This window comes from Neolewinella marina (assembly GCF_002631205.1).
GTDB lineage: Bacteria > Bacteroidota > Bacteroidia > Chitinophagales > Saprospiraceae > Neolewinella > Neolewinella marina.
In genome coordinates this window covers 877544-900575 of the sequence record NZ_PDLO01000001.1, presented here as the reverse complement: position 1 = coordinate 900575, position 23032 = coordinate 877544, and the positions used below count along the sequence as shown (strand labels likewise).

Sequence of the window (23032 nt, the reverse complement as noted above, 5' to 3'; positions counted from 1 at the left end):
AAAAAAGACCACCCCAAGTTGAAGATTCTGACCCCCCTTCTATTGCTTCTCGCCCTGTTCCCGGGAACCCGCGCCGCGGCGCAAAACTCCACCAGTGAAGACCAGCCCCGGCAGACGTCGAACAGCCTGGAAGACCGCCCGCTGACCTATTACCTGCCCGACTTGGACTACGACCCCAGCATCCCCACCCCCGAGGAATTCCTGGGCTGGCAGATCGGCGACTGGCACATCAGCCACGACCTGCAGCAGGCCTACATGCGCACCCTGGCGGCGAGCAGCGACCGCGTCACCCTGGTGGAGATCGGCCGCACCTACGAGGACCGCCCCCTGCTGAACCTGATCTTCACCACCCCCGAGAACCACGCCAACCTGGAAGAACTCCGCCAGCGCCACCTGGCCTGGAGCCGCCCCGACGGGAACTCCCGCCCCGGCGAGGTGGACGACGTACCCGGCGTCCTCTACCAGGGCTTCAGCATCCACGGCAACGAGCCCAGCGGCGCCAACGCCGCCCCCCTGGTGGCCTACTACCTGGCCGCCGCCCCCCTGAGCGAAGTCGGGAAGCTGCTGAGCGACAATATCGTCGTTTTCGACCCCAGCTTCAACCCCGACGGCCTGAACCGCTTCGCCAGCTGGGCCAACAGCCACAAGAACAAGAACATGACCGCGGACGGCAACGACCGCGAATACAACGAGGCCTACCCCCGCGGCCGGAGCAACCACTACTGGTTCGACCTGAACCGCGACTGGCTGCCCGTGCAGCACCCCGAAAGCCGCGCCCGCATAGAGCAGTTCCACCGCTGGATGCCCAACGTACTCACCGACCACCACGAGATGGGTACCGACGCCACCTTCTTCTTCATGCCCGGTGAGCCCACCCGCGTCCACCCCATGACGGCCCCCGTCAACCAGGAACTCACCGCCAAGATCGGCACCTACCACGCGGCCGCCCTGGACGAGATCGGCTCGCTGTACTACAGCGGGGAGGGCTACGACGACTTCTACTACGGCAAGGGATCCACCTACCCCGACATCTTCGGCACCGTGGGTATCCTCTTCGAGCAGGCCAGCTCCCGCGGCCACCTGCAGGAGTCGGACAACGGACTGCTCACCTTTCCCTTCACCATCCGCAACCAGGTGACCACGGCCCTGAGCACCTTCAAGGCGCTGACGGAACTGCGCCCCGAACTGCTTACCTACCAGCGGGAGTTCAACCGCGACGGGGTGACCCGCGACGGCTACGTCATCGACGCCGACGGCGACCCGGGCCGCGCCCGCGAACTGGCCAATATCCTGGCCCGCCACCAGCTGCCCGTACAGCACGGCACCAACGACCAGGGGCAGGAGGCCTACTACGTGCCCAAGACCCCCTTCAGCGAGGCGGCCTTCGAGCCCATCCTGGAATTCGAGGACAGCCTCTTCTACGATGTGTCCACCTTCAGCCTGCCCATGGCCTTCAACCTCCCGTACCGCCAGGTGAGCGGGGGAGCGCCCTCCGGGATGCGGTGGACCGACTTCACCCTGGGCGGCACCCCAACGGAGATCGACCGCAGCCGGGCGGAGTACGCCTACTTCGTGCCCTCCAACGACTACTACTCGGTGCGCGCCATCTACCAGCTGCAGGACGCCGGACTGCGGGTGAAGGTGAGCGACCAGCCCTTCTCGATCAACAACGGAGCCACGAAGTTCGGCCGCGGTACGGCCATGATCCCGGTAGTGGGACAGGAGATGTCGGCGGAGGAGATCCACCGCATCGTTTCCGAAGTGGAGGACGAGACCGGCATCGACATCCTCACCACCAACAGCGGACTCGTGGACGCGGGCGGGCTCATGCTCGGCTCCCGCTCCGCCTACCAGACCCTGCGCAAGCCCGAGATCGCCCTGCTGATCGAGGGCTCCACCAGCAGCCTGGACGCCGGAGAGACCTGGCACCTCCTCGACCAGCGCTTCGGCATGCCGATCACCAAGCTACCCATCGACGAGGTGGGGCGCGCCGACCTGAGCCGGTACAACACCATCATCATGCCCGACGGCTACTACAACAACCTGGATGAGTCGGTGGCCACCGCCCTGAAGGAGTGGATGGGCCGCGACAAGGTGTTCATCACGGTGGAGCGCGCCAGCGCCTGGGCCGCGAAGAACGGCCTGGCGAAGCTCACCGAGCGCAAGCCCGCTAATCCCGACAGCAGCATTACCCAGCGACCATACGCGAAAGCTTCCCGCGACGGGGGTGGCCGCGTCCTCGGCGGCTCGATCTACCAGACGGAGGCCGACCTGACTCACCCCCTGCTGTTCGGCATGCAGCGGAAGGAGATTCCGGTCTTTCGCAGCGGCACCTTGCTCTTCGAGCCGGCCAAGAACGTATACGCCACGCCCCTGCGCTACGCCGAGGAGCCCCTGCTGAGTGGCTACAGTCCGCGCGGCTTCGCGAAGTCGGCCGCCGGGTCCGCGGCGATCGTGGTGAGCGGCAACCGGGGCGGTCGTACGATCGCCTTTGCCAACAATCCGAACTTTCGCGCCTTTTGGTTTGGGACGAACCGCCTGTTCATGAACGCCATCATGTTCGGCAGCACCATCGACGGCGCTGCGGTGGAGTGAGGAGTGGTCGGACCATTAAGTGGTCGGACGACTTAAGTCGTCCGACCACTTAATGGTCCGACCAGTTTCACTTGGACGACTTTACAATAACCATGCCACAACCCCCGCAACCCCGGCGGCGGCCCCTAACCCCCTACCCATGAAACTCTACGCCGCCCACCTGCACGCCATCGCCGAAGCCCTGCAGAACATCTTCCGCGAGGGGGCCTACGCCGACCGGGAAATCGCCCGGGTGCTGAAGGCCGACAAGCGGCGGGGCAGCAACGACCGCGCCTTCATCGCCGAGCACACCTACGCCATCGTGCGCTACTACCGGCTGTACGCCCACCTGGCCGGGGTGGAGCCGCAGTCGAAGGCCGACTGGTGGAGGCTGATCGGCATTCATTTGCTGTTGAACGATTATCAGCTGCCCGACTGGCGGGAGTTCCAGGGGCTGGACCGGGAAGAGCTGCAAAGCGCCCTGGAGGCCGCCCGCCAGGACCGCGCCCTGCGGGAGAGCATCCCGGACTGGCTTGACGCTCTCGGAGCGAGCGAACTGGGGGAGGAGTGGGAAGCCACCATCGCCGCCCTGAACGAACAGGCCCCGGTGGTGCTGCGGGTCAACCGGCTCAAGGCCGACGCCGTAACCGTCATCGAAAGCCTGGGCCGCGAAGGGATCGTGGTCGAACCCCTCGCCGACGACGCTCTCCTGGTCACCGAGCGCAAAAACCTCTTCCGCACCAAGGCTTTCCGCCAGGGGCTCTTCGAAGTGCAGGACTACAGCAGCCAGCAGGCCGCCCCGGCCCTCGAAGTGGAGCCCGGTCAGCTCGTGGTCGACGCCTGTGCCGGCGCTGGCGGTAAGAGCCTCCACCTGGCGGCCCTGATGGAAAACAAGGGGCGGCTGCTCAGCCTGGACATCCACGGCTGGAAGCTCGAGGAACTCAAGCGGCGGGCCCGCCGCAACGGGGTCGCCAACCTGGAAACCCGTCCCATCACCTCCACCAAGGTCATCAAGCGACTGACCGCCAAGGCCGACCGGGTGCTGCTCGACGTTCCCTGCTCGGGGCTAGGCGTGCTCCGCCGCAACCCCGATGCGAAGTGGAAACTCAGTCCGGAATCAGTCGACCGCGTGGTGGAGGAGCAGCGGCAGATCCTGGCCGACTACAGCCGCATGGTTAAGCCCGGCGGCAAGCTGGTCTACGCCACCTGCAGCATCCTGCCGCGGGAGAACGGGGAGCAGCTCGCGGCCTTCCTTTCCTCACCCGCGGGTGAGGGCTGGGAGCTTGAGGAAGAACGGAGCCTGCTGCCGCAGCGCGACGGCTACGACGGGTTCTTCATCAGCCGGCTGTCCAGGACGCGGTAGCGGTCCAGGGTTCCCATATTCTTGGCCTCGAAGGTGCCAATCCGCTCGCAGACGAAGCGGCTGTCGAGCAGTTGGCGGGTAGCCTTGCTGATGGTCACCTCCCCGGGACAGCCAGCCGCCTCCAGCCGGGCGGCCTGGTTTACCGTATCGCCCCAGATGTCGAAAGCAAACTTCTTGCGGCCGACCACCCCGGCTACCACCGGGCCGGTATGGATACCGATGCGCGCCTGGAAGTCGCCGGTGTCGGCCAGGTACTGCTGGATTTCCAGGGCCGCACGCACCGCCTTGGCGGCGTGGTCGGGGTCCTCTTCCGGCACGCCGCCTACGCACATGTAGGCGTCCCCGATGGTCTTGATCTTCTCCAGTCCGTGGCGTTCGATGATGTCGTCAAAGGCCCGGAAGGTGCGGTCGAGTACCTCCACGAGTTCTTCCGGTTCGCGACGGCTGGCCACGTGGCTGAAACCCACGAAGTCGGAGAAGACCACCGTCACCGATTCGTAGCGCCGGGCGGTGGCGCGGCCGGTTTCCTTCAGCTCCTGGGCTACGGTGCGCGGCAGGATGTTCAGCAGCAGCTCATCACTCCTTTTCTGGGCGGCCCGGATACTTTTCTGGTAGCGTTGGGCCGAACGGAAGCGGAGGTACAGCAGGGCCAGGGCCACCATTACGCCCAGGGCGAGGGCGACAAAGAAGTTGCGCCGCTGCCGTTCTTCGTTGGTCAGGGATTCCTGCTGCTTAAGTAAAAACTCTTGACGCTCGAGGCGGAAGCTGTCGTTCAGCGACTCGAAGCGCAGCGAGTCCAGGGCGAGGTCCTGCTGCTGAATGCGCAGCAGCTGCCGGAGCTGGCTGTCGTTCAGGGCCTCGATCTCGCGGTTCTGCAGGGCGACGATGGCCGTCAGGGCACTTTCGTCCACCTCATCGTCACCGTCCCTCACCGTAGGCGGGGCCGTGGGGCGAATCTCGTGGAGGAGGGGCAGGCGGCCTACGGAGCGTGATTCCCGGGCGGCGATTTCCCGCAGTTGGGCCACTATGGAATCTACTTTGGCAGTCAGCCCGGCGTCGCTGAAGCCCGCCGAGGCTCGCCGCAGGGCTTCGATGCCGGCGACCCGATCGCGGGACTCGGAGGCCGGATCTTCCAGCAGAGCGCGGCCGTAGAGGTAGTTGCCGTAAGCCTCCACGTTATTGAGCCGCTGCTGCCGACCGGATTCGGCCAGGGCCCGGCTCTGGGTGCGGGCCACCTCGAACTTGCCGCGCTGGATCAGACTTTCGATGGCCTCGATCTGCCCGTCGTAGATCGACTGGGCCATGGCGGGCGGGGACGCGGGTGCCAGGGTAAGCAGGGCGAGTGCCAACAACAGCCGGCTTATCCATCCCCGCCCAGGAGGGAGGAGATGGCTCAGGAAACCGGGATTGGAAGGTGTGATGGCCATGGTGGGGGGTATTATGTACAACAGCCGTCCCGTCAGCGGGGATCGGTGGGGGTATCCTTGGCTTCGTCCTTCCGGGTTTCGAAGGTGGCCCGGTCGCCGCCGCAGAACTTCACGACCAGCCTGGTCCTCTCCGCCAACTGGTAGATGAAGCCCTCACCGATAGCGAACAGTCCCGCGTGATCCATACTAGTGGAGGTAGCTGGCCCCGTTGATGTCCAGCACCCCTCCGGTGGTGAAGGCCGCTTCGGGGCTCGCCAGGTAGAGCACGGCGCGGGCCACCTCATCTACGGTGGCGACCCGGTTCAGCGGGCTCTGGGCGCGTACGGCTTCCCCGGCGGCACCTTGCAGGTGGGGGCGGGCCATGGCGGTTTCTATGAAGCCGGGGGCTACGGCGTGCACGGTGATGTTGTCGCCCCCGACCTCCCGGGCCAGGGACTGGCTCAGGCTGTGGAGGCCAGCTTTGGCGGCGCCGTAGCCTACCTGTCCGGGCTCTCCGCGGTAGGCGCCCCGGCTGCCGACGTTGACGATGGTACCTCCGCCGCGCTGCCGCATGTGCTGGATGGCCTGGAAAGCGGAGGCCGCGGGGCCTACGAGATTGGTATTCAGGGTGCGCTGGAAGGTCTCCAGCCACTGTTCGAAAGGCAGGCTTCCGTCGACCGGGTGGGGGGTGAAGATGCCGGCGTTGTTCACCAGAATGTCCAGGTGACCGAGCTGTTCCACGGCCTCATCGACCAGTCGGCGGGCGGCGGTGGGGTCGGACAGGTCCGCCTGCAGTACGGCGTGCCCGCTGCCGGGCAGTTCGCCGAGCACCTCGCGGGCCGCTTCGGCACCGTGGTGATAATGGAGACACACGCGGGCTCCGGCCCGGGCCAGCAGGGTAGCGGTGGCCCGCCCAACGCCCCGGCTGCTGCCCGTTACCAGGGCGGTGCGGTTGCTGAAGTCGACTGTTATCATAATGCAAATGTAGGCGGTGAGGTCATACTTTATGGGGGGTGCAAACGTCTTATGGAGTAGACCGTAATCTGACCTATGCACTACCGTAGATTGTTTTTTCTCCTCCTCGTGTTCGCTGCTCCCGGCCTCTTTGCCCAGACCGGTCGGTTGTCCGGGGAGGACCGCGCCGCCCTGGCCGCCGCCGAAGGCCGGCTCGCGGCCCTGGTGGAGACCATCTACACGGACAGTTCCGAAGTAGACCGGTTCACGGCCTGTCGCGACCTCATCAAGGAGCTCGTCACTGCCCTGGATCGCCCCCACTCCTTTGAGTATGCCTTCGATGAGGTACCCGGACTGAGCATTCAGTACCCGGAGGACCGCAGCTTCCGCATCTTCACCTGGGAGCTGTTCGTCGACCGGGAAACCTACCGCCACTACGGTGCCCTGCAGCGCAACACGGCGGAGCTGGAGTTGATCCCCCTGGTAGATCGGGGGGAGAGCTGGCTGGAGAACCCCGAAAACGCGGTGGTCAAGGCCGACAACTGGCTCGGCTACGTGGTCTACGACATCGAAGGGGGCGGCAGTTACCGGGGGCGGCCCTACTACTTCGTCTTCGGCTACGACAGCTACGACACCTACCGCCGCCGCAAGATTCTCGACGTGCTGTCCTTTGACTCAGCCGGCAAGCCGGTCTTCGGCCTGCCCATCTTCGACACCTATACGGACAACAACCTGCTGCTGGAGGGCCGCGCCCGCCTAATCCTGACCTACGGGGCCGAAGCGACGGTAGCCCTGCGGTTCGACCCGGAACTCGGCGGGGTGGTGTTCGAGAATCTGGTCATGATGCCGGGCAATCACGGCGAGGGGCCGGTGAGCATGCCCGACGGCAGTTACCACCTGTTGCGCCTCGAGGAGGACGGCCGCTGGCACGAGGAAGAGCAGATCTTCACCCATAAATACGAAGAAGCCCCCCGCGAGGTACCTAAACCAAGCGAGGGGCGAGATATCATTGGCCGGGGGGGCAAGCCAAAAAGTGGGGGTGGCCGTTAGCCCTAGCGGGCGGCGGGGGCCACGGGGAAGCTGATCGCCAGGTCGGACCACATCATCTCGACGTTGTTGCCGTCCAGGGCGAAATCCATCCGCTCGGCGGGGGTAGAGAGTTCCTCAGCGGATCCCTTGATGCGCAGGGCATCGTCGTCGGCGGAGTAGTCGTAGGCACCCCACTGGTCGGCGGTCTTGTTGAAGATGATCGTCCAGTTGCTCTTGTCCTGGGGAAGGGTAAAGAGTGAGTAGGTGCCAGCGGGGAGGGCAGCGCCCTCGGCACCGACCTTCACGTCCTGCTTGAAGGTGATGCGGGTGGCTTCGTTTGCCCCGGTGCGCCATACCTTGCCGTAGGGGACGAGGTCGCCGTAGATGTTCCGCTCATTGACGGCTGGACTGCCGTAGTTGATGGTCACTTCCACGCCGTTGACCTTGCCGGTGAGCTCCTTGCGGGGGCTTTTGACGGTGGTGTCCAGTACGGTGATGGTGTAGGGACGGTTGGAGTCCATGCCTGGATCGGTAACGGTGGAGGCGTCCGCCTGGTCAACGGTGGGGTCCTGGTCGGTGGTGTCAGGTGTTCCGTTGGAAGGGGTGTTGCAGCTGGCGACGAAGAGCAGGCCTCCGAGCAGCAGACAGAAAAAGGTGATGCGTTGCATGGTTGGTTAAATTATTACGTAAAAGTGCAGCTAAAACGTGGCACGCTGGAGAAAGGTGGAGTTAAATGTGGGGTTTTTTTGCCCCTTCCCGGATGCGATCGACGAACTGGGGGGAAGCGGCGTAGGCCGACCAGCCGCCGTCGACCAGCAGCTGCTGGCCGGAAATGTGGCCGCCACCGGGTCCCAGCAAAAATCCTACGGCCGCGGCCACGTCGGCCGGCAATCCCACCCGGCCCACCGGGTTCAGTGTAGCCCAGATGCCGGCGTAGTCGGGTTCCTCCTTTTCGGTGCGTTCGGTGAGTACCGCCCCGGGGGCCACGCAGTTGATGGTGATGCCCAGGGGAGCCAGGTCGAGGGTAAGCTGCTGGGCCAGCATGGCGATGCCGGCCTTCGACATGCCGTAGGCGCCCAGGTCGGGGTAGGCGCGGTTGCCCACGTTGGAGCCGATGAGGACGATGCGGCCGGCCGTCCCCTCGCGGCGGAAATGGCGGGCGGCGGCCTGGACGAGGAAGAAGGTGCCCTTGAGGTTGAGGGCCGTGAGGCGGTCAAAGCTGTCTTCCGAAAATTCGAAGAAGTCGCCGAATTCCGTCAGCCCGGCGTTGGCGACGATCATGGACAGCGTGGTGTCCTCCAGCCCGGCGGCGTAATCCACCAGGCGGTAGACGAAGTCTACCTCTCCGGCATTGCCGACGAAGGGGAAGGCCGTGCCGGGACCCGTGCTGTTCAGTTCGTCCACCGCGTCGGCGGCCGCAGCCGGGTCGATGTCGTTCAGGACCACGGTAGCCCCCTGTTCCACCAGGTAGCGGGCGATGCCGAAGCCGATGCCGGTGGCGGCACCCGTAACGATGGCGGTCTGTCCGGTAAAGAGGGAAGAAGGCATAGCAGGTAATTGAGCACTCATGGCGGGGCGATAGAAAACGTAAAGGGTTAGGGTTCAGCGGCCCGCTGAGCGAACCATCGTATAAAGTCCGGTACGCGGGGATAGTTTTACCTTAGCGGCGGTTTTACGGCGGGGCTGTCGAATAAAGGCTGCATATGAAAACGTATCTGGACCTCCTGGGCCACATTCTGCAAACGGGTACCCCGAAGGGCGACCGGACCGGCACCGGCACGCTTTCCGTGTTTGGCTACCAGTCGCGGTACGACCTGCAAGAAGGCTTCCCGCTGCTGACCACCAAGAAGGTCCACTGGAAGAGCGTGGTGCATGAATTGCTCTGGTTCGTCCGGGGGGATACCAACATCCGCTACCTGGTGCAGAACGGGGTACGAATCTGGAACGAATGGCCTTTCCAGCATTACCTGGAATCCACCGGCCGGGCCGAGGAGCTGCCGAAGCACGGGCCGGAATGGAAAGCCGCCCTGAAGGAATTTATCTCCAGGATTGCCGACGACGAGGAATTCGCCGCCCGCTGGGGAGAGCTCGGTCCGGTATACGGCAAGCAGTGGCGCGACTTCAACGGGGTGGACCAGCTCCGGGAGGTAATCGAGGCCATCCGGCAGAACCCCGACAGCCGCCGCCACATCGTCACGGCCTGGAACCCCACCGACATCCCCGCCATGGCCAAGGCCGGACTGCCGCCCTGCCACACCCTCTTCCAGTTCTACGTGGCAGAGGACCGGCTGAGCTGCCAGCTGTACCAGCGGTCGGCGGACGTATTCCTGGGCGTGCCCTTCAACATCGCTTCCTACGCCCTGCTTACCCACCTGGTGGCCCGCGAATGCGGACTGGAAGTGGGCGACTTTGTCCATACCCTCGGGGACGCCCACCTGTATCAGAACCACCTGGAACAGGCGGAATTGCAAGGCACCCGCGCGCCGCGGCCCCTGCCCACCCTGCACATTCCCGCTGACGCCTCCGGGATCTTCGACATTCAGTTCGCGGACATCGAGCTGCGCGACTATGACCCCTGGCCCGCCATCCGGGCCCCCATCGCCGTGTAGCCATGGACGTAGTCAAGGAACTCGAAAGAGCCGCCCACGAACACAAGGGCAACCGCAAGTTCGTCTCCCGCCTGCGCGCCCGGCCCCCGCGGGACCTGGACGAACAGATCCACGAGCAGCACGCCGCGGCCTTTGCCAAGATCGACTGCCTGGAATGCGCCAACTGCTGCAAGACGACCAGCCCGATCTTCCGCGACATCGACATCGACCGGCTGGCCCGCCACCTGGGCATCCGGCCGGCGGAACTGGTGGAGCGCTACCTCCACCTGGACGATGAGCAGGATTACGTGCTCAACGTCGCGCCCTGTCCCTTCCTCGGCCCCGACAATTACTGCTCGGTATACGAAGCCCGTCCTAGGGCCTGCCGGGAGTATCCCCATACCGACCGTAAAAACATGTTGCCCCTGCTCCCGTTGACCCTGAGGAACAGCCTGGTCTGCCCCGCCGTTGGGGAGGTACTGCGCGGGCTGCGTGAATAGCATGGGACACTTATACCGTACGCTGCAAACCTTATCCAAGCAAGCCGTAAGAAGCGTAGCTTTTCTGCCGGTGCCCATGATCGTCACGGCGGTGATGCTGGGCTTCCTCTTTTATTGGTTGGAAAGCAACACCGCGATCAGCCAGTGGGCGGCCGACGCCTTTCCCGCCCTGGCCATCTCCAGCCAGGATACGGCCCGCACCATCCTGGGCATGTTCATCGGCGGCCTGATCACCCTGACGGTGTTCACCTTCACCCAGATCATGAGCCTCCTCAACCAGGTGGCCAACAGCTACTCCCCCCGGCTGCTGCCCAAGCTTACGGGCGACCGTGCGCTGCAGTTCGTCATGGGCCTTAACCTGGCCAGCATAGTCCTGACCATCACGGTGCTGCTGTCCATCCGCAGCAGTGAAGACTACAAGATCCCGAACTTCTCCATTCTGATCTGCACCATTCTCGGCATCACCTGCCTGGTCCTGTTCGTCTATTTCGTCACCACCATCACCCGCAAGATCCAGGTGAACAGCATCATCGACGCCACCGCCAACGATGCCCTGGACAGCCTGCGCCGCCAGCGGTCCTGGAACGAAAAGGGGTACGCCGAGGGGAGCGTCCCGCCGGAGGTGCAGTTCTGGCCCGGTATTCCCAGTCCCATCGGCGGCTACGTCGGCACCGTTGATCACGAGCGGCTGGCCCGGCTGGGTACCGAATACGGCACGCGCTTCTACATCGGCATCACGAAGGGGCAGTACGTACCCCGGGGCCTGCCCCTCTTGCAGACGGAGCATCGCCTGGGCGAGGAGCAGATCGAGAAAGTGATGGCCGCCGTTTCGCCCATTCCGGACCAATTCGACGACTGGTACCTGCCGAACCTCAAGCAACTGACCGAAATCGCCCTCAAGGCCCTTTCCCCCGGCATCAACGACCCGGCCACGGCCCTGATGGTCATCGACCGGCAGACCGAAGTGCTGGCCGAAATGATGGAGGTGCCGTTGTACAACGTGTTCCGCTCCAAGGACGGAGGGGAGGTGTGGTTCGCCCGCCACGGCTACCGGGAGGTGCTGGCCGCCCTGATGCAGGAAATGCGGTGCTACGGAAAGCAGGACCCCCTGGTGGCCCGGCGGCTGTTCCAGATGCTGTACCACCTGCTGCAACTGGCCGGTGACCGCCTTTCCTACCACCGCTACATCCGGGCAGAAATAGCTGCCCTGGTAGCCGACGTCCGCGACAGTATCCAGAACGCCACCGACCGCTCGATCATCGCGGGGGATCTCCGCCACCACCGGCGCGCCCTCGCGATCGCCCGCAAGGTGACGGTACTGCAGCAGGTGGAGACTACGGCCTAGGCAGCGCTCCGCTAGAGCTTGTAGTTGGGCTCGAGGCGCCCGCCCTTTTCGTCGTAAAACTCCTGGATGATGGCCAGTACCTCCTCCGGGGTATCCACGATGGGGATGAGGTCGAGGTCCTGGGGGCTGATGGTCTTCTCCCGCTCCGACATGGTGTCGAAGATCCAGTCGCGCAGGCCGGACCAGTAGTCGGTGCCTACCAGGATCACCGGTACGGGGGTGATCTTCTTGGTCTGGATCAGGGTGAGTACCTCAAACAGTTCGTCCATTGTGCCAAAGCCGCCCGGGCAGCAGACGAAGGCCTGGGCGTACTTGACGAACATGACCTTGCGCACGAAAAAGTAGCGGAAGTCGATGTCCTTGTCGTGGTCCACGTAGGCGTTACTGCTCTGCTCGAAGGGCAGGTCGATGTTCAGGCCGATGCTGGCGCCCTTGCTGTCGTGGGCGCCCTTGTTGCCGGCTTCCATGATTCCGGGGCCGCCCCCGGTGATGATGCCGTAACCCTGGCGGACGAGCAGGCGGCCGATCTCAGTGGCCGTCTTGTAGTACTTGTGGTCGGGCTTGGTACGGGCGCTGCCAAAGATGCTGACGCAGGGGCCGATGCGGTTCATGACCTCAAAGCCTTCTACGAATTCGCTGATCACTTTAAACATGGTCCAGCTGTTCTCACCAAAAGGCTCGGTGTTCCAGCGGCGGGGGGCGTGGCGGTTCAGCCCGGAAAAATCACTCATATTATTCGATTATCGGCGGCCAGGAAAACCAGACCGCTCGAAGGGAATGCACCAAGGTAGTTCACGGTTTTGAAAAGAATAAATTTTAGGGGAAAGGCAACGCTTTTCCCCGGTCCGTCGTTCTTCCAGCGAATATTCGCTACGAGCTTGTTTGCGCTTTGCTTTCCCGGTGGACAGCACCATTTGCCGACCAGAAGGACAAAGTCCGAACCAGCTCCTAACTACCCAACGCCAGCAATTTGGCCGCCAAATGAACAGCATGACACAAGTTACCCCCCCGGCCATGGCTTCCCGCAGCGCCGCCCTGATGCAGAACCTCAGCAGTGAACTGCGGCTGCCCGGCCACCGGCTTCACCCCTTCACCCGCCTCCGCGAGGACCTCTTCCTGGATACCCTGGATATTGAGCTGCTCGTAGCCGGACTGGAAAGCCGCCTGGAATACTACCTCACCGAAGAGGAAGCCAGCCAGATCGAAACCGTAGGCGACCTGCAGCAATTCTTCCTGCGCTGATTCCGTCTTGATTACTGGGGGTCCGCCGCGCTGCGTTCCAGAGCGAAATCGAAGAGGAACCCTTCGTGGCGGGCCCGCAGGTTCAGGGCTTTGGGCTTGAGGGCCTGGATTTCGTAGGTCAGCGGCAGCTCCACGCCGCTGGTGATGATCTGTTCCCCCTCGCGTTCCCAGCTGCCGGATTGGGCCTCGCCCGTCAGCAGGTTGGTTTCGAATGCGCCCTCGGGGCCGAAGTCGAAGTACAGCCCGTCGAGCAGTCCCGTCTTGACGTTGTCGCGGCGGGCCTCCGTGAGCTCCCATCTGCCTTCCAGGTGGACGGCTTCCTCGGCGGTGACTTCGGGCTCGGAACCGCAGCCGGCGCAGAGGAGGGAAAGAAGGAGCAGGGGAAGGAAAAAACGCATGGTGGGGTCAATTGCAATTCCGGAAACACGGTGGACGGCAGATTGTTAAGCGCAAAGGACTATTGACTGGCCCGGCGCAGCCGGTCGTTGATCGCCTGCCCGAGGCCGTGGTCGGGCACCAGGGGTACGGTAGCCTCCCGGTAGCCCCCAGCGGCCAGTAAACGCAGGACGGTAAACAGACGCTGCGCGGCTTCCGCGAGGTTTCCACTTTCCGAAAGGCTGTATTCAAAGGCATTTGCGGCGGGCGCGCCGAAGCGTACCACCGCGTGCTCGGCGGTGCCGGATCGGTCGGTTTCCTCCGCCAGGTGCAGCCGGATCCCCGGTGAGTAGTGGTGGGTGAGCATGCCCGGGGCGGCGGGGCGGCTGCTGCCATAGGTGCGCACGTCGACGCTCTGGCCCAGGACCTCCTCAATCTCTTCCACCGGGGTGCCCCCTTTACGCAGTACGGTGGGGCGACCGGCGGGAAAGCCTACGATGGTGCTTTCCAGGCCCACCCGGCAGGGACCGCCGTCGAGGATGTAGTCGATGCGGTCGCCCAGTTGCTCGCCCACGTGGGCCGCGGTTACCGGACTCACGAAACCGAAGGGATTGGCACTCGGGGCCGCTACGGGGAAATCAACGGCCTCGAGTACCTCCCGGATCAGGGGGTGGGAGGGCACCCGCAGGGCCACGGTGTCGAGGCCGGAGGTGACCAGATCGGGCACCGCTGCCACCCGTTCCAAGACCAGGGTGAGCGGTCCCGGCCAGAGGCTGTCGGCCAGCCGGCGGGCTTCTTCCGGCACCCGCCGGGCGTAGGCGAAGATGCGTTCCGGGGTAGACTGGTGCAGGATCAGGGGGTCGAAACTGGGGCGGTTCTTGGCCGCGAATATCCGGCTCACCGCCGCCCCGTCCAGGGCGTTGGCGCCGAGTCCGTAGACGGTTTCGGTGGGCAGGGCCACCAGCTGCCCCCGCCGGAGGCGAAGGGCGGCTTCGAGGGGGTCGGTTCCGATGATTGCACGCACGGCGCAAAGCTAGTAGTAAACCGCGTAGCTGAGGTAGGGGATGGGTGGGGGAAAGAAAGTTTCCCCGTCGTGCATTACCGTCGCCAGCCCGAAGCCCCAGCGGTGACTGCGCCGCGCCAGACCAACCGTCAGCGAAGGCAATACGGCCAGCTGACCGGCATCGGTGCCCACCGCCAGCAGTTCTCCGGAGAGGTGGACGGATGGACTGATGCGGCGGCCCGCCCCGAGGCGGAAATTGGCCAGCGGCCCTTCCCCGGCGATGTAAAACAGGCCCGTTCCGAAGTGGACGAACTGGTCGCTGCTGCCTACGGTCAACAGGCCGGTCAGGTCGCCCGCGAGACCCACGCCCACTGAGTAGAGGCTCAGGGTGGGAATGACCAGAGTTTCATTGCTGACGCCGAGGTGCAGCCAGGAAGACAGGGAAGTGCGGTAGCGCTGGCTGAAGGTCAGTCCCAGTACCGCCGCATTGCCTACCCCCAGTTGCAGGTGGGGGTTCAGGTTGAAGTCGAGGGCGTTGTACATCAGCATCACCGTCTTGAAGCGGCGGCGGCCCGCGAAGGGCAGGGCGGTGCGCACCAGGGTGAGGTCGTCCAGGGCCAGCTGGGCGGAAGGGGCACCCCAGCCGCCCCGGTAACGGGAGATGCGGTGGACTCTCTCCCAGGGGACCACCAGGGGATCGGCGAAAGAGCGGCTGACCAACCGCACGCTGTCGCCCGTCACGGCGGTAACCGTCCCGAAGAAGGTACTGTTGTCCACCAAGGTCAGCAGGTGCACCTGGCTGGTATCACCGATCGTGACCCGGGCGGAGATTCGCCCGGGGCGGTCTTGCCCCGCCAGCAGGAAGGGCAGCAGACCGGCGGCGAGGAGGAAAAATATGCGCATTTGCTGGGGGTTATGCGGGGGATAGACGGGGAAGGGGCCATATTGCGTTGGTCATCCCTCAATCCGCCCCCCTTGCTGTACACCGATGAAGTCGTCCGTTACCGCCCCAGCCGGCTTTACATTTTCCTGGCGGGGTTCTTTGTTGCCAATGCCCTGGTGGCCGAACTCATTGGGGTGAAGATATTCGCCCTGGAGGACACCCTCGGGCTGGACCCCTGGAATTTCAACCTTTTCGGGGAGGTCGGCGCCCTGCAGTTCAGCGCCGGGGTGCTGCTGTGGCCCATCGTGTTCGTCGTTACCGACCTGCTCAATGAGTACTACGGCGAGCGGGGGGTGAGGCTGCTCAGTTACTTTACCGTGGCGCTGATCCTCTACGCCTTCGTGATGATCTACTTCGCCATCCAGCTCGTACCGGCGGAATGGTGGCGGGCGGGGGCGCAGGTGCAAGGGGTCCCCGACAACCAGGCCGCCTTCCGGGTCACCTTTGGCCAGGGCCTGTTCATCATCGTGGGCTCGGTGACCGCCTTCCTCATCGGCCAGCTGACGGACGTATTCGTCTTCCACCGCATCCGCGAGCGCACCGGCGAGCGGATGCTGTGGCTGCGGGCCACCGGCTCCACCCTGGTGAGCCAGCTGGTGGACAGCTTCGTGGTACTCTTCGTGGCCTTCAAGCTGGGGCCGGAGCTTTTCGGCGGGCTCACCGAGCCCTGGCCCTGGTCCAGGCTGCTGGCGGTGGCCACGGTGCAGTACGTATTCAAGTTTATCATGGCGGTGGCGCTCACCCCCGTCATTTACGGCTGCCACGCCGTGATCGACCGCTATCTGGGACTGAAGCCGGGGCGCAACTTTTCCTGAGTCAGTCCGCCGGGGTCACCTCCTCCAGAAAGGCCCGCAGCCGGCGGAAATAGGCGTCGCCACCCACCTCCGTAAGGTCGTCGTGACCGCCACCCTTCACCACGTAGAAGGCCTTCCGGGTGCTGCCCAGCCCCGCGTAGAGCTGGCGGCCGTGGTCCAGGTCGATGTTGCGGTCCACCTCACCGTGGACGACCAGTACCGGCTGCTGCACGTGGGCCGCGGCCTGTAGGGGATCCACGGAACGGTGCTCGAAGTCGGCCAGCTGGGCGGCGCGGTCCAGCAGCAGTTCGATGAGGGGGCGGGGCAGGTCCAGCCCCGTCTGCCGACAGGCGTAGGCGTGGGTGATCTCGCCCAGGTGGGTGAAGGCGCTCTCCACGATGCCGAAGTCGATCTCCGGGCTGCGCGACAGCGCTTGCAGAGCGACAGCGCCCCCCATGCTGTGGCCGAAGACCCCGGTGGGCAGCCCCGGTGCCAGGTGGCGCAGCTGGCGGACGGCCGCAACCACGTCGGCCCATTCCCGGTATCCGAAGGTGGTATAGGTGCCTTGGCTGCGCCCGTGGGCGCGGGCGTCCACCAGCATCACGTTGTACCCATAGGGGACGAGCTGGGGCAGGTATTCCAGGTAGCGCTCCCGGGCGCTGTCCTTGCCGTGGAGGATGAGGAGGTTGCCGCGGGCGGGGACGGTGGCCGGTATGTAGTAGGTGGCCAGCCGCAGGCCGTCGTCGGTAGTAAGGGTACTGGCCTCGAAGGGGTAGCCCAGCCGACCCGGATCCAGGTCGAGCAGCAGCCGTCGCGGACGGACGATGCGGCGGGGCAGCCAGTATAGGAAGACCGCGGCGAACCACGCCAGCAGCAGGACGAGAAGAAACCATACCATGGGGGGAAGATACGCAGGGCCGGCAGCCGCGTTCGTCGAAGAAACTTGAGCGGGCCCGCGGCCGGTGACTACATTCCGACAAATTTCTGCCCGTGCGCCTTCTTTGTCTTCTGCTTCTTAGCTGCCTTACCCTCACCCTGAACGCCCAGGAATCCTTCCCCGAATGGCACGCCGACGTTCACCCCCGGGCCGACCGGTCGATCGAAGTCACGGAACGCATCACTGTCGTCAGCCATGGTGAAACCGTCAAGCGGGGCATCACCCGCACCCTGCCGAACCCCAAGGCCCACCCGGTGGAGGTGCTGTCGGTAGAACGCGATGGGGAGGAAAGCCCCTACCATACCCGGCGTTCGGGGGGTAACCTGACCATTTACGCCGGCGACAAGAAGAAGACCCTGCGGCCGGGCACCTACACCTACCGGGTCCGCTACCGCATCGACGGGGCCGTGGCGCGGGAGGGTGAGCTGGATGAACTCCAGTTCGAGGTGATCGGCCCGGATGTAAGCCTGCCCGTCGGCCGGGCCACGGCCACCGTCCACCTGCCCGACGGGCTGAGGGTGGCTCAGTACGCCTGCTATACAGGGAAGGCGGGCTCCACCCAGGGCAATTGTACGATCGCGGCCCCCGAGAACGGGCGGCTGTCCTTCACGGGCGTAGGGGAATTTGGCCTGGGAACCCAATTGTCGGTGGCCGCCGGTTTTGAGCCGGGTTTCTTCCGGGCGATTGAGGCGTCCACGGCGGCTCCGGAAGCGGCCCCGAACTGGTTTGAGCGCGAGGGCAGTCTCCTGCTGTTCGTGCTCTGCGTAATTGGTGGGATTTACTTTGCCTATACCCGGTGGCGGACCTACGGCGTAGACCCGCAGGCCCCGCGGGTGGGTCACGTCTATGCTCCTCCCCAGGGGCTCTCCCCGGCGGCGGTGAGCCATTTGGCCTCCGACTTCGGGGCTTCGCCCACCCAGGAATTTACCGCCTCGCTGCTGGCGCTGGCGACCCGCGGTTACCTCAGCATCGGATCCGAGGAGGAGTCCGGCTGGCTGGGTACTCACTACCGCTACTACCTGCGGAAGACGGACCAGCATCCGGTTCCCGGCGAACTGCCCGCGGAGCAGGCCCTGCTGTACGAGCAGCTGTTCGCCGGGCGGGATACCGTCAAGCTGAAAGGGGAGTACGACAAATTCCTCTACAAGGCTTCTCAGTCCCACCACGAGGCGGTAGCGAGCGCATATAAGGATCGGTACCCCGTAGCCCATAACCTGGGGAAAGCCTGGCCGCTGCTGGGCATTTACCTGCTGGGGATCGCCGCGGGCGTATTCGCCAGCCTCCGCGCCACCGGGGCACCCCTCTGGCCCTGGGTAATCACCTATATCGTACTGGGCGGAATCGGACTGGGCATCTTCATCTGGCTCATCCGCCGGCCGAGCCCGGAACTGGTATGGCTGCGCGCGGAAATTGCCGCCCTCAAGGAATACCTCAGCCTGTCGGAAGGCAAACGCAAGCGGCTGTTGAACGCCCCCGAGATGAGCCGGGAACACTACGAGGAGCTGCTGCCATACGCGATCGCCCTGGGCATCCACACGAAATGGACGGACTACTTCCAGGGGCTGTTCGACCCGGCGGGGTACCGGCCGGTGTGGTACTTCGGCGGCGGGGCTCCCTTCCACGCGGCCACCTTCAGTGAGCGGTTCACCCAGGTGGCCGGCAGCAGCGCCACGCCGGTGCAGTCTTCGGCCTCCGGGGGCGGCGGATCCGTCGGCGGCGGGGTTGGCGGCGGGGGCGCGGGTGGCTGGTAAATTCTCCCGGGGCCGCCCCCGGGAGGTTGCGGGCGGGGCACTACCTTAGCAGCAAACCAAGCCCGCATGACCAGCCAAGATTACATCGCCCTGGAGGACCGCCACGGTGCCCACAACTACCACCCCCTGCCCGTCGTGCTGAAGGAAGGCCGCGGCGTCTACCTCTACGACGTGGAGGGCAAGCAGTATTTCGACTTTCTGTCGGCCTACTCGGCCGTGAACCAGGGCCACTGCCACCCCCGCATCGTGGGGGCCCTGAAGCGGCAGGCGGAGCTGCTCACCCTCACCAGCCGCGCGTTCCACAACGACCAACTCGGCCCCTACAAGCAGTACCTGACCGAGTACTTCCACTTCGACAAGGTGCTGCCCATGAATACCGGCGCCGAGGCCGTCGAAACCGCCATCAAGATCTGTCGCAAGTGGGGCTACGAAGTAAAGGGCATCCCCCGGGACAAGGCCCGGATCATCGTGTGCGGGCAGAATTTCCACGGGCGCACCACCACCATCATCAGTTTCAGCTCCGACCCCAACGCCAAGGGCAACTTCGGTCCCTACACCCCCGGCTTCGAGTCGGTACCCTACGGTGACCTCGAGGCACTGCGCCGGAAACTGGCCGACGACCCCGCGACCATCGCCGGCGTCCTCGTGGAACCCATCCAGGGGGAAGCGGGCGTATTCGTACCGGAGGACAACTACATCCCCGAAGTGGCCGCGGCCTGCCGCGAACAGAACGTACTCTTCATTGCCGATGAGATACAGACCGGCGTCGGGCGCACCGGGGCGCTGTTGCGCGTCTGCGGGGATTGCAGCTGTACGGGTCACTGCGAGCGGCAGGCGACCTACACCCGTCCGGACGTGCTCATCCTGGGCAAGGCCCTCAGCGGCGGTACTTATCCGGTCTCGGCGGTGCTGGCGGACGATGCAGTCATGCACGTCATCCAGCCGGGGCAGCACGGCAGCACCTTCGGCGGGAACCCGGTGGCCTGCGCCGTGGCCCGGGAAGCCCTGGAGGTGGTACGCGACGAAAAACTGACGCAGAACGCCCGCCGCCTGGGCGAGATCTTCCGCGCCCGGATGCAGGAACTCGTGGAGCAGTATCCCGCTACCCTCCGGCTGGTGCGCGGAAAGGGCCTGCTGAATGCCCTGGTGATCAACGACAGCCCGGAAAGCGATACCGCCTGGAACCTCTGTATGGCGCTGGCCGACCGGGGACTGCTGGCCAAGCCCACCCACGGCAACATCATCCGCTTTGCGCCACCGCTGGTGATCTCGGAAGCGGAACTGACGGAGGCCTGTGACATTATCGGACAGGCCATTGCCGACCTCGCGGAGACCGCCTCCGTCGGGGCGGACGACCAGGAAGTGAACCGGGCCTAACCCTCAGATACCCGGGAAGGCTGGAAAACCTCCAGCAGGTCGGTGCCGATCCGGTCGCTGCGCAGCAGGCGGGCGCTGGCCGGCAGGGTAGGGGCGTGGAGGCCGTGGCCGAAGCGCGCCGGCCCGGTAAAGATGCGGGCCTCGTCCCACAGGCCCTTGCTCAGAAACGCTTCCAGGGTGGTGGCCCCGCCTTCGACGGTGACGTGGCTGAACTTGAGTTCGTGCAGCTTGCGCATGATCTTCTTCAGGGCCTTCTTGTTGAGGTCTTTTTCCTTGATCTCGACGGTGTCGGCCTTCATTTTCGCCGGGCGGCGGCCGGTGAACACCAGGGGGCGGATCCGGCCGTCGCTGAATACCTTCTCGCGGCCCGACAGGCGGTCGTGGAGGTCCAGGATCACCGGTCGGGGGTCGGGGCCGGGGAAAAAGCGGCTGTCGAGCTTGGGGTCGTCTTCGATGATGGTACGGGCACCCACGATGACGGCGTTGGTGGCCGTCCGCCAGCGGTGGACGAGGCGGCGGCTGATGTCGTTCGTGATCCAGTACTTCTTGCTGCGGTCCTTGGGGCGCAGGAACCCGTCGGCCGAGCGGGCGTACTTCAGCAAAATGAAGGGGCGTTGCTCGGTGGTAAAGATCATCCGGTTGCGGTTGGTGAGTTCGGTGGGGGTAAAGTCGGGATATTCCTTGACCCGCACGCCGGCTTCCCGCAGGATGGCCGCGCCGCGGCCCGACACCTCGTCGGTGGTATCCCGCTGGGCGAAGACCACCTTGCGCACCTTTTCCCGCAGGATCAGGCCGGTGCAGGCCGGGGTGCGCCCCTTGATGCAGCAGGGTTCCAGACTGACGAAGAGGGTGGCCTCCGGAATCAGCGGCAGGTCCTCCTCCCGCACCGAGGCCAGGCAGTTCACCTCGGCGTGGGCCTCGCCCGCCCGCTGGTGGTAGCCCTCGCCGATCACCCGCCCGTCGTGCACCAGCACGGCCCCCACCCGGGGGTTGTCCATCACCTGGGAATCCGCGAGGTGGGCCAGTTGGGCGGTACGGGCGAGAATGTCAGTATTTTTCACAAAATGTCGGTTGGAGGGGTGAGTTGTCGGATAAATCGGGCGAATGGTAGATTTACATGCTCAATCTTTCGGGAAAACGGTAAAAACAATTAGTTTTGAATTCCATTAGTGAATAACATAAACAATACGTGGGTGGGTGACCGGCATCACCGCCCGACGCACTTATACAAAGCAAGGTTATGGTACACCGTATTCAACTGAAAAATGCCCCCGAAGTGGCGGTTGTCGATCAGCATGTTTTTCAGGAGTTAAGTCGTGATCCCTATTTGCGGGAGCTGGAGGTGTTGGACAATTTACGCCTTCATTCCTCGGGTTGCGTGGTCTTTCAGAAAACGTTCAAGTGTGAGACGGCAAAGAAAGGGTACCGGACGGTAACCCTGTACCTGCACAAGCTGATCGCGGAGCGCTACCTGAGCCACAAGCGGGTGGGGGAGCGCAAACTGGTGGGCTCCCTGAACGGGAACAAACTTGATTGCCGGCTGGAGAACCTGGAGTACCGGAGCCGTTCGGTGGCCAGCCGGAAGCGGCGCTCGTCGAGCAAGATCGGCTACACCGGCGTATACAAGGAGAACAACCGCTACCGCGCCGTAATCTCGGTGAATCGCCGCAGCGTCCACATCGGCATGTACGGTACGGCCGAGGAGGCAGCCCTGGCCTACAACCAGAAGTCGCTGGAGCTCTACGGCAAGCTAGGCAAGATCAATGACGTGCGCCCGGGTCATCTCCCGCTTGCCCGGCGGGCCCGGTAGGGCCTCCACCCGGAAGCCGGCGGCGCGCAGGTTCCGCTTGAACTGCCCCTTGGCGCAGTAAGTCACCAGCACGCCCCCCGTACGAAGCCGGCGGGCGCAGTGACGCATGGCCTCCACCGACCACAGTTCGGGCTGGTTCTCCGGCGCGAAGGCATCGTAGAAGATCAGGTCGCAGGGCTCGGCATCGGGTGACTGGTCCGATAGAAAGTCGGCCTGACGTTTCAGCAAGGTAAAGTTGGGATCCAGGTCCACGGCTTCCTCCCAGGGCGCGGCGTGCAGGCCGTGGAGAAACTCAGGCTCCACCCCCAGTACTTCCGGATAATTCAGTTGCTCCACGACCTCCGCGGGCACCGGAAAACGCTCAAAGGTGGTGTAGTAAAAGCGGTGGTCCGGGTAGGCGCGGGCGATTTGGCGGACGAGGAGGGCGTTGAGCCCGGTGCCGAAGCCCATTTCCAGGATGCGGAGGGGCTGGCCAGGGGGATATCCGGTCAGCAGGGGGTGCAGGCCGGCCTCGATGAATACGTGGCGGCTTTCCTGGAGGGCGCCGTGGGTGCTGTGGTAATTGACCCCGAAGCGGGGGCTGTGCAGGCTGTGGCTGCCGTCGGCGGTATGGACCAGTGCGGGCCGGTCCACTCAGGCGGTTTGCCGGAGTTCGTCGATGCGAATGTCGAGGTGGCTGGCGTCGTACACGCAGCGGCCGTCGCGGATGAGCAGTACCTGGGGCGACTCGTGGCGGACGCCGAATTCGGAAGCGATGTAGTTGCTCACCTCCCGGTAACGGATCAGGTCGAGGTAGTAGGGCTCCAGGGCGTCACCTTCGATGTCCCACTGCTTTTCCAGGCGGTTCTTGGCCATGCTGCTGATGGGGCAAGAGGTGCTGTGCTTGAGGATGAGGCAGGGCACGGTATGGCTCCGCTCGATGATTGCCTCGATGTCGTGTACGCTAGTAATTGAATTCCAGTTCATGGAGATGGTCTTCCGGTTGGGGCATGGCGTTGACCGGGGCCGGGGCACCCGCGTCCGCGCAAAAAAAAGTGAAAA

24 protein-coding genes are annotated in these 23032 nt (G+C 64.5%); 11 read left to right on the top strand and 13 right to left on the bottom strand.

Annotated features, from left to right (window positions below; genetic code table 11):
• Positions 1-18: 18 nt before the first annotated feature.
• Positions 19-2595, top strand: a complete 2577-nt coding sequence (locus tag CGL56_RS03695) for a M14 family zinc carboxypeptidase (RefSeq protein ID WP_245183936.1) — start codon at positions 19-21, stop codon at positions 2593-2595.
• 139 nt (positions 2596-2734) lie between these two features.
• The gene (locus CGL56_RS03690; protein WP_099105132.1) at positions 2735-3937 is read left to right on the top strand and encodes an RsmB/NOP family class I SAM-dependent RNA methyltransferase; all 1203 of its coding nucleotides are present in this window, start codon (positions 2735-2737) and stop codon (positions 3935-3937) included.
• On the opposite strand, the gene CGL56_RS03685 is transcribed toward CGL56_RS03690, so the two are convergent.
• Genes CGL56_RS03685 through CGL56_RS03680 form a run of 3 tightly spaced genes read right to left on the bottom strand, consistent with a single transcriptional unit; the run spans position 3895 to position 6318 of the window.
• Entirely contained in the window at positions 3895-5364 is a 1470-nt protein-coding gene (locus CGL56_RS03685) for an adenylate/guanylate cyclase domain-containing protein (protein ID WP_099105131.1), read from the bottom strand. The two genes, CGL56_RS03690 and CGL56_RS03685, sit on opposite strands and share 43 nt — an antisense overlap.
• A gap of 32 nt (positions 5365-5396) precedes the next feature.
• The gene (locus tag CGL56_RS18190; protein ID WP_167641497.1) at positions 5397-5549 is read right to left on the bottom strand and encodes a hypothetical protein; all 153 of its coding nucleotides are present in this window, start codon (positions 5547-5549) and stop codon (positions 5397-5399) included.
• Between the two features lies 1 nt (position 5550).
• Positions 5551-6318: an SDR family NAD(P)-dependent oxidoreductase gene (locus CGL56_RS03680; RefSeq protein ID WP_099105130.1), complete on the bottom strand. Its 768-nt coding sequence runs from the start codon at positions 6316-6318 to the stop codon at positions 5551-5553.
• A 75-nt stretch (positions 6319-6393) separates the two neighbouring features.
• Here CGL56_RS03680 and CGL56_RS03675 point away from each other — a divergent pair, with 75 nt between their 5' ends.
• Positions 6394-7347: a hypothetical protein gene (locus tag CGL56_RS03675; RefSeq protein WP_143470591.1), complete on the top strand. Its 954-nt coding sequence runs from the start codon at positions 6394-6396 to the stop codon at positions 7345-7347.
• A 2-nt stretch (positions 7348-7349) separates the two neighbouring features.
• On the opposite strand, the gene CGL56_RS03670 is transcribed toward CGL56_RS03675, so the two are convergent.
• Together CGL56_RS03670 and CGL56_RS03665 are read right to left on the bottom strand one after the other, a co-directional pair.
• A complete protein-coding gene (locus CGL56_RS03670; protein WP_245183937.1) occupies positions 7350-7994 on the bottom strand; it encodes a DUF2911 domain-containing protein in 645 nt (214 codons plus the stop codon).
• Positions 7995-8055: 61 nt separating this feature from the next.
• Positions 8056-8874 (bottom strand): SDR family NAD(P)-dependent oxidoreductase, encoded by an 819-nt coding sequence (locus tag CGL56_RS03665; RefSeq protein WP_099105128.1) that lies wholly within the window; start codon positions 8872-8874, stop codon positions 8056-8058.
• A gap of 155 nt (positions 8875-9029) precedes the next feature.
• Between CGL56_RS03665 and thyA the strand changes: the two genes are divergently transcribed.
• Genes thyA through CGL56_RS03650 form a run of 3 tightly spaced genes read left to right on the top strand, consistent with a single transcriptional unit; the run spans position 9030 to position 11759 of the window.
• Positions 9030-9935, top strand: coding sequence for a thymidylate synthase (thyA, locus tag CGL56_RS03660; protein WP_099105127.1), 906 nt, complete (start codon positions 9030-9032; stop codon positions 9933-9935).
• A gap of 2 nt (positions 9936-9937) precedes the next feature.
• Positions 9938-10414, top strand: coding sequence for a YkgJ family cysteine cluster protein (locus CGL56_RS03655; protein ID WP_099105126.1), 477 nt, complete (start codon positions 9938-9940; stop codon positions 10412-10414).
• A 1-nt stretch (position 10415) separates the two neighbouring features.
• Positions 10416-11759 carry a DUF2254 domain-containing protein gene (locus tag CGL56_RS03650; RefSeq protein ID WP_099105125.1) on the top strand — a complete coding sequence of 448 codons (1344 nt, stop codon included), beginning with the start codon at positions 10416-10418 and terminating at the stop codon, positions 11757-11759.
• An 11-nt stretch (positions 11760-11770) separates the two neighbouring features.
• Here CGL56_RS03650 and CGL56_RS03645 read toward each other — a convergent pair whose 3' ends face one another.
• The gene (locus CGL56_RS03645) at positions 11771-12490 is read right to left on the bottom strand and encodes an LOG family protein (RefSeq protein WP_099105124.1); all 720 of its coding nucleotides are present in this window, start codon (positions 12488-12490) and stop codon (positions 11771-11773) included.
• A gap of 259 nt (positions 12491-12749) precedes the next feature.
• Here CGL56_RS03645 and CGL56_RS03640 point away from each other — a divergent pair, with 259 nt between their 5' ends.
• Positions 12750-13001, top strand: a complete 252-nt coding sequence (locus CGL56_RS03640) for an acyl carrier protein (RefSeq protein ID WP_143470590.1) — start codon at positions 12750-12752, stop codon at positions 12999-13001.
• A gap of 11 nt (positions 13002-13012) precedes the next feature.
• Here the strand turns inward: CGL56_RS03640 and CGL56_RS03635 are convergent, their stop codons facing one another.
• Genes CGL56_RS03635 through CGL56_RS03625 form a run of 3 tightly spaced genes read right to left on the bottom strand, consistent with a single transcriptional unit; the run spans position 13013 to position 15282 of the window.
• On the bottom strand, positions 13013-13399 hold the full coding sequence (locus tag CGL56_RS03635) for a hypothetical protein (RefSeq protein WP_099105122.1): 387 nt from the start codon (positions 13397-13399) through the stop codon (positions 13013-13015).
• 59 nt (positions 13400-13458) lie between these two features.
• Positions 13459-14400, bottom strand: coding sequence for an L-threonylcarbamoyladenylate synthase (locus tag CGL56_RS03630; protein WP_245851907.1), 942 nt, complete (start codon positions 14398-14400; stop codon positions 13459-13461).
• 9 nt (positions 14401-14409) lie between these two features.
• Positions 14410-15282, bottom strand: coding sequence for a hypothetical protein (locus CGL56_RS03625; protein WP_099105121.1), 873 nt, complete (start codon positions 15280-15282; stop codon positions 14410-14412).
• Between the two features lie 72 nt (positions 15283-15354).
• Here CGL56_RS03625 and CGL56_RS03620 point away from each other — a divergent pair, with 72 nt between their 5' ends.
• Positions 15355-16137 carry a queuosine precursor transporter gene (locus CGL56_RS03620; protein WP_245183938.1) on the top strand — a complete coding sequence of 261 codons (783 nt, stop codon included), beginning with the start codon at positions 15355-15357 and terminating at the stop codon, positions 16135-16137.
• A 1-nt stretch (position 16138) separates the two neighbouring features.
• Here CGL56_RS03620 and CGL56_RS03615 read toward each other — a convergent pair whose 3' ends face one another.
• Entirely contained in the window at positions 16139-17014 is an 876-nt protein-coding gene (locus CGL56_RS03615; RefSeq protein WP_099105119.1) for an alpha/beta hydrolase, read from the bottom strand.
• A 92-nt stretch (positions 17015-17106) separates the two neighbouring features.
• Here CGL56_RS03615 and CGL56_RS03610 point away from each other — a divergent pair, with 92 nt between their 5' ends.
• Together CGL56_RS03610 and rocD are read left to right on the top strand one after the other, a co-directional pair.
• Positions 17107-18804: a DUF2207 domain-containing protein gene (locus CGL56_RS03610; RefSeq protein ID WP_167641498.1), complete on the top strand. Its 1698-nt coding sequence runs from the start codon at positions 17107-17109 to the stop codon at positions 18802-18804.
• A gap of 66 nt (positions 18805-18870) precedes the next feature.
• Positions 18871-20181 carry an ornithine--oxo-acid transaminase gene (gene rocD / locus CGL56_RS03600; RefSeq protein WP_099105117.1) on the top strand — a complete coding sequence of 437 codons (1311 nt, stop codon included), beginning with the start codon at positions 18871-18873 and terminating at the stop codon, positions 20179-20181.
• Here the strand turns inward: rocD and ribD are convergent.
• The gene (gene ribD / locus CGL56_RS03595; RefSeq protein WP_099105116.1) at positions 20178-21242 is read right to left on the bottom strand and encodes a bifunctional diaminohydroxyphosphoribosylaminopyrimidine deaminase/5-amino-6-(5-phosphoribosylamino)uracil reductase RibD; all 1065 of its coding nucleotides are present in this window, start codon (positions 21240-21242) and stop codon (positions 20178-20180) included. The genes rocD and ribD overlap by 4 nt on opposite strands.
• Positions 21243-21421: 179 nt before the next feature.
• On the opposite strand from ribD, the gene CGL56_RS03590 reads away from it, so the two are divergent.
• Positions 21422-21991: an AP2 domain-containing protein gene (locus CGL56_RS03590; RefSeq protein ID WP_099105115.1), complete on the top strand. Its 570-nt coding sequence runs from the start codon at positions 21422-21424 to the stop codon at positions 21989-21991.
• On the opposite strand, the gene mnmD is transcribed toward CGL56_RS03590, so the two are convergent.
• Together mnmD and ytxJ are read right to left on the bottom strand one after the other, a co-directional pair.
• A complete protein-coding gene (gene mnmD / locus CGL56_RS03585) occupies positions 21932-22624 on the bottom strand; it encodes a tRNA (5-methylaminomethyl-2-thiouridine)(34)-methyltransferase MnmD (RefSeq protein WP_209280253.1) in 693 nt (230 codons plus the stop codon). The two genes, CGL56_RS03590 and mnmD, sit on opposite strands and share 60 nt — an antisense overlap.
• Positions 22625-22957: a bacillithiol system redox-active protein YtxJ gene (ytxJ, locus tag CGL56_RS03580; RefSeq protein ID WP_099105114.1), complete on the bottom strand. Its 333-nt coding sequence runs from the start codon at positions 22955-22957 to the stop codon at positions 22625-22627.
• Positions 22958-23032: the final 75 nt, after the last annotated feature.

Coding starts and splice junctions, on each gene's coding strand:
- CGL56_RS03625 (WP_099105121.1), bottom strand. CDS start 15,282: ATGCGCATATTTTTCCTCCTCGCCGCCGGTCTGCTGCCCTTCCTGCTG.
- CGL56_RS03635 (WP_099105122.1), bottom strand. CDS start 13,399: ATGCGTTTTTTCCTTCCCCTGCTCCTTCTTTCCCTCCTCTGCGCCGGC.
- CGL56_RS03650 (WP_099105125.1), top strand. CDS start 10,416: ATGGGACACTTATACCGTACGCTGCAAACCTTATCCAAGCAAGCCGTA.
- ytxJ (WP_099105114.1), bottom strand. CDS start 22,957: ATGAACTGGAATTCAATTACTAGCGTACACGACATCGAGGCAATCATC.
- CGL56_RS03665 (WP_099105128.1), bottom strand. CDS start 8,874: ATGCCTTCTTCCCTCTTTACCGGACAGACCGCCATCGTTACGGGTGCC.
- CGL56_RS03670 (WP_245183937.1), bottom strand. CDS start 7,994: ATGCAACGCATCACCTTTTTCTGTCTGCTGCTCGGAGGCCTGCTCTTC.
- rocD (WP_099105117.1), top strand. CDS start 18,871: ATGACCAGCCAAGATTACATCGCCCTGGAGGACCGCCACGGTGCCCAC.
- CGL56_RS03615 (WP_099105119.1), bottom strand. CDS start 17,014: ATGGTATGGTTTCTTCTCGTCCTGCTGCTGGCGTGGTTCGCCGCGGTC.
- CGL56_RS03685 (WP_099105131.1), bottom strand. CDS start 5,364: ATGGCCATCACACCTTCCAATCCCGGTTTCCTGAGCCATCTCCTCCCT.
- CGL56_RS18190 (WP_167641497.1), bottom strand. CDS start 5,549: ATGGATCACGCGGGACTGTTCGCTATCGGTGAGGGCTTCATCTACCAG.
- CGL56_RS03640 (WP_143470590.1), top strand. CDS start 12,750: ATGACACAAGTTACCCCCCCGGCCATGGCTTCCCGCAGCGCCGCCCTG.
- CGL56_RS03675 (WP_143470591.1), top strand. CDS start 6,394: ATGCACTACCGTAGATTGTTTTTTCTCCTCCTCGTGTTCGCTGCTCCC.
- CGL56_RS03690 (WP_099105132.1), top strand. CDS start 2,735: ATGAAACTCTACGCCGCCCACCTGCACGCCATCGCCGAAGCCCTGCAG.
- CGL56_RS03645 (WP_099105124.1), bottom strand. CDS start 12,490: ATGAGTGATTTTTCCGGGCTGAACCGCCACGCCCCCCGCCGCTGGAAC.
- CGL56_RS03655 (WP_099105126.1), top strand. CDS start 9,938: ATGGACGTAGTCAAGGAACTCGAAAGAGCCGCCCACGAACACAAGGGC.
- CGL56_RS03590 (WP_099105115.1), top strand. CDS start 21,422: ATGGTACACCGTATTCAACTGAAAAATGCCCCCGAAGTGGCGGTTGTC.
- thyA (WP_099105127.1), top strand. CDS start 9,030: ATGAAAACGTATCTGGACCTCCTGGGCCACATTCTGCAAACGGGTACC.
- CGL56_RS03680 (WP_099105130.1), bottom strand. CDS start 6,318: ATGATAACAGTCGACTTCAGCAACCGCACCGCCCTGGTAACGGGCAGC.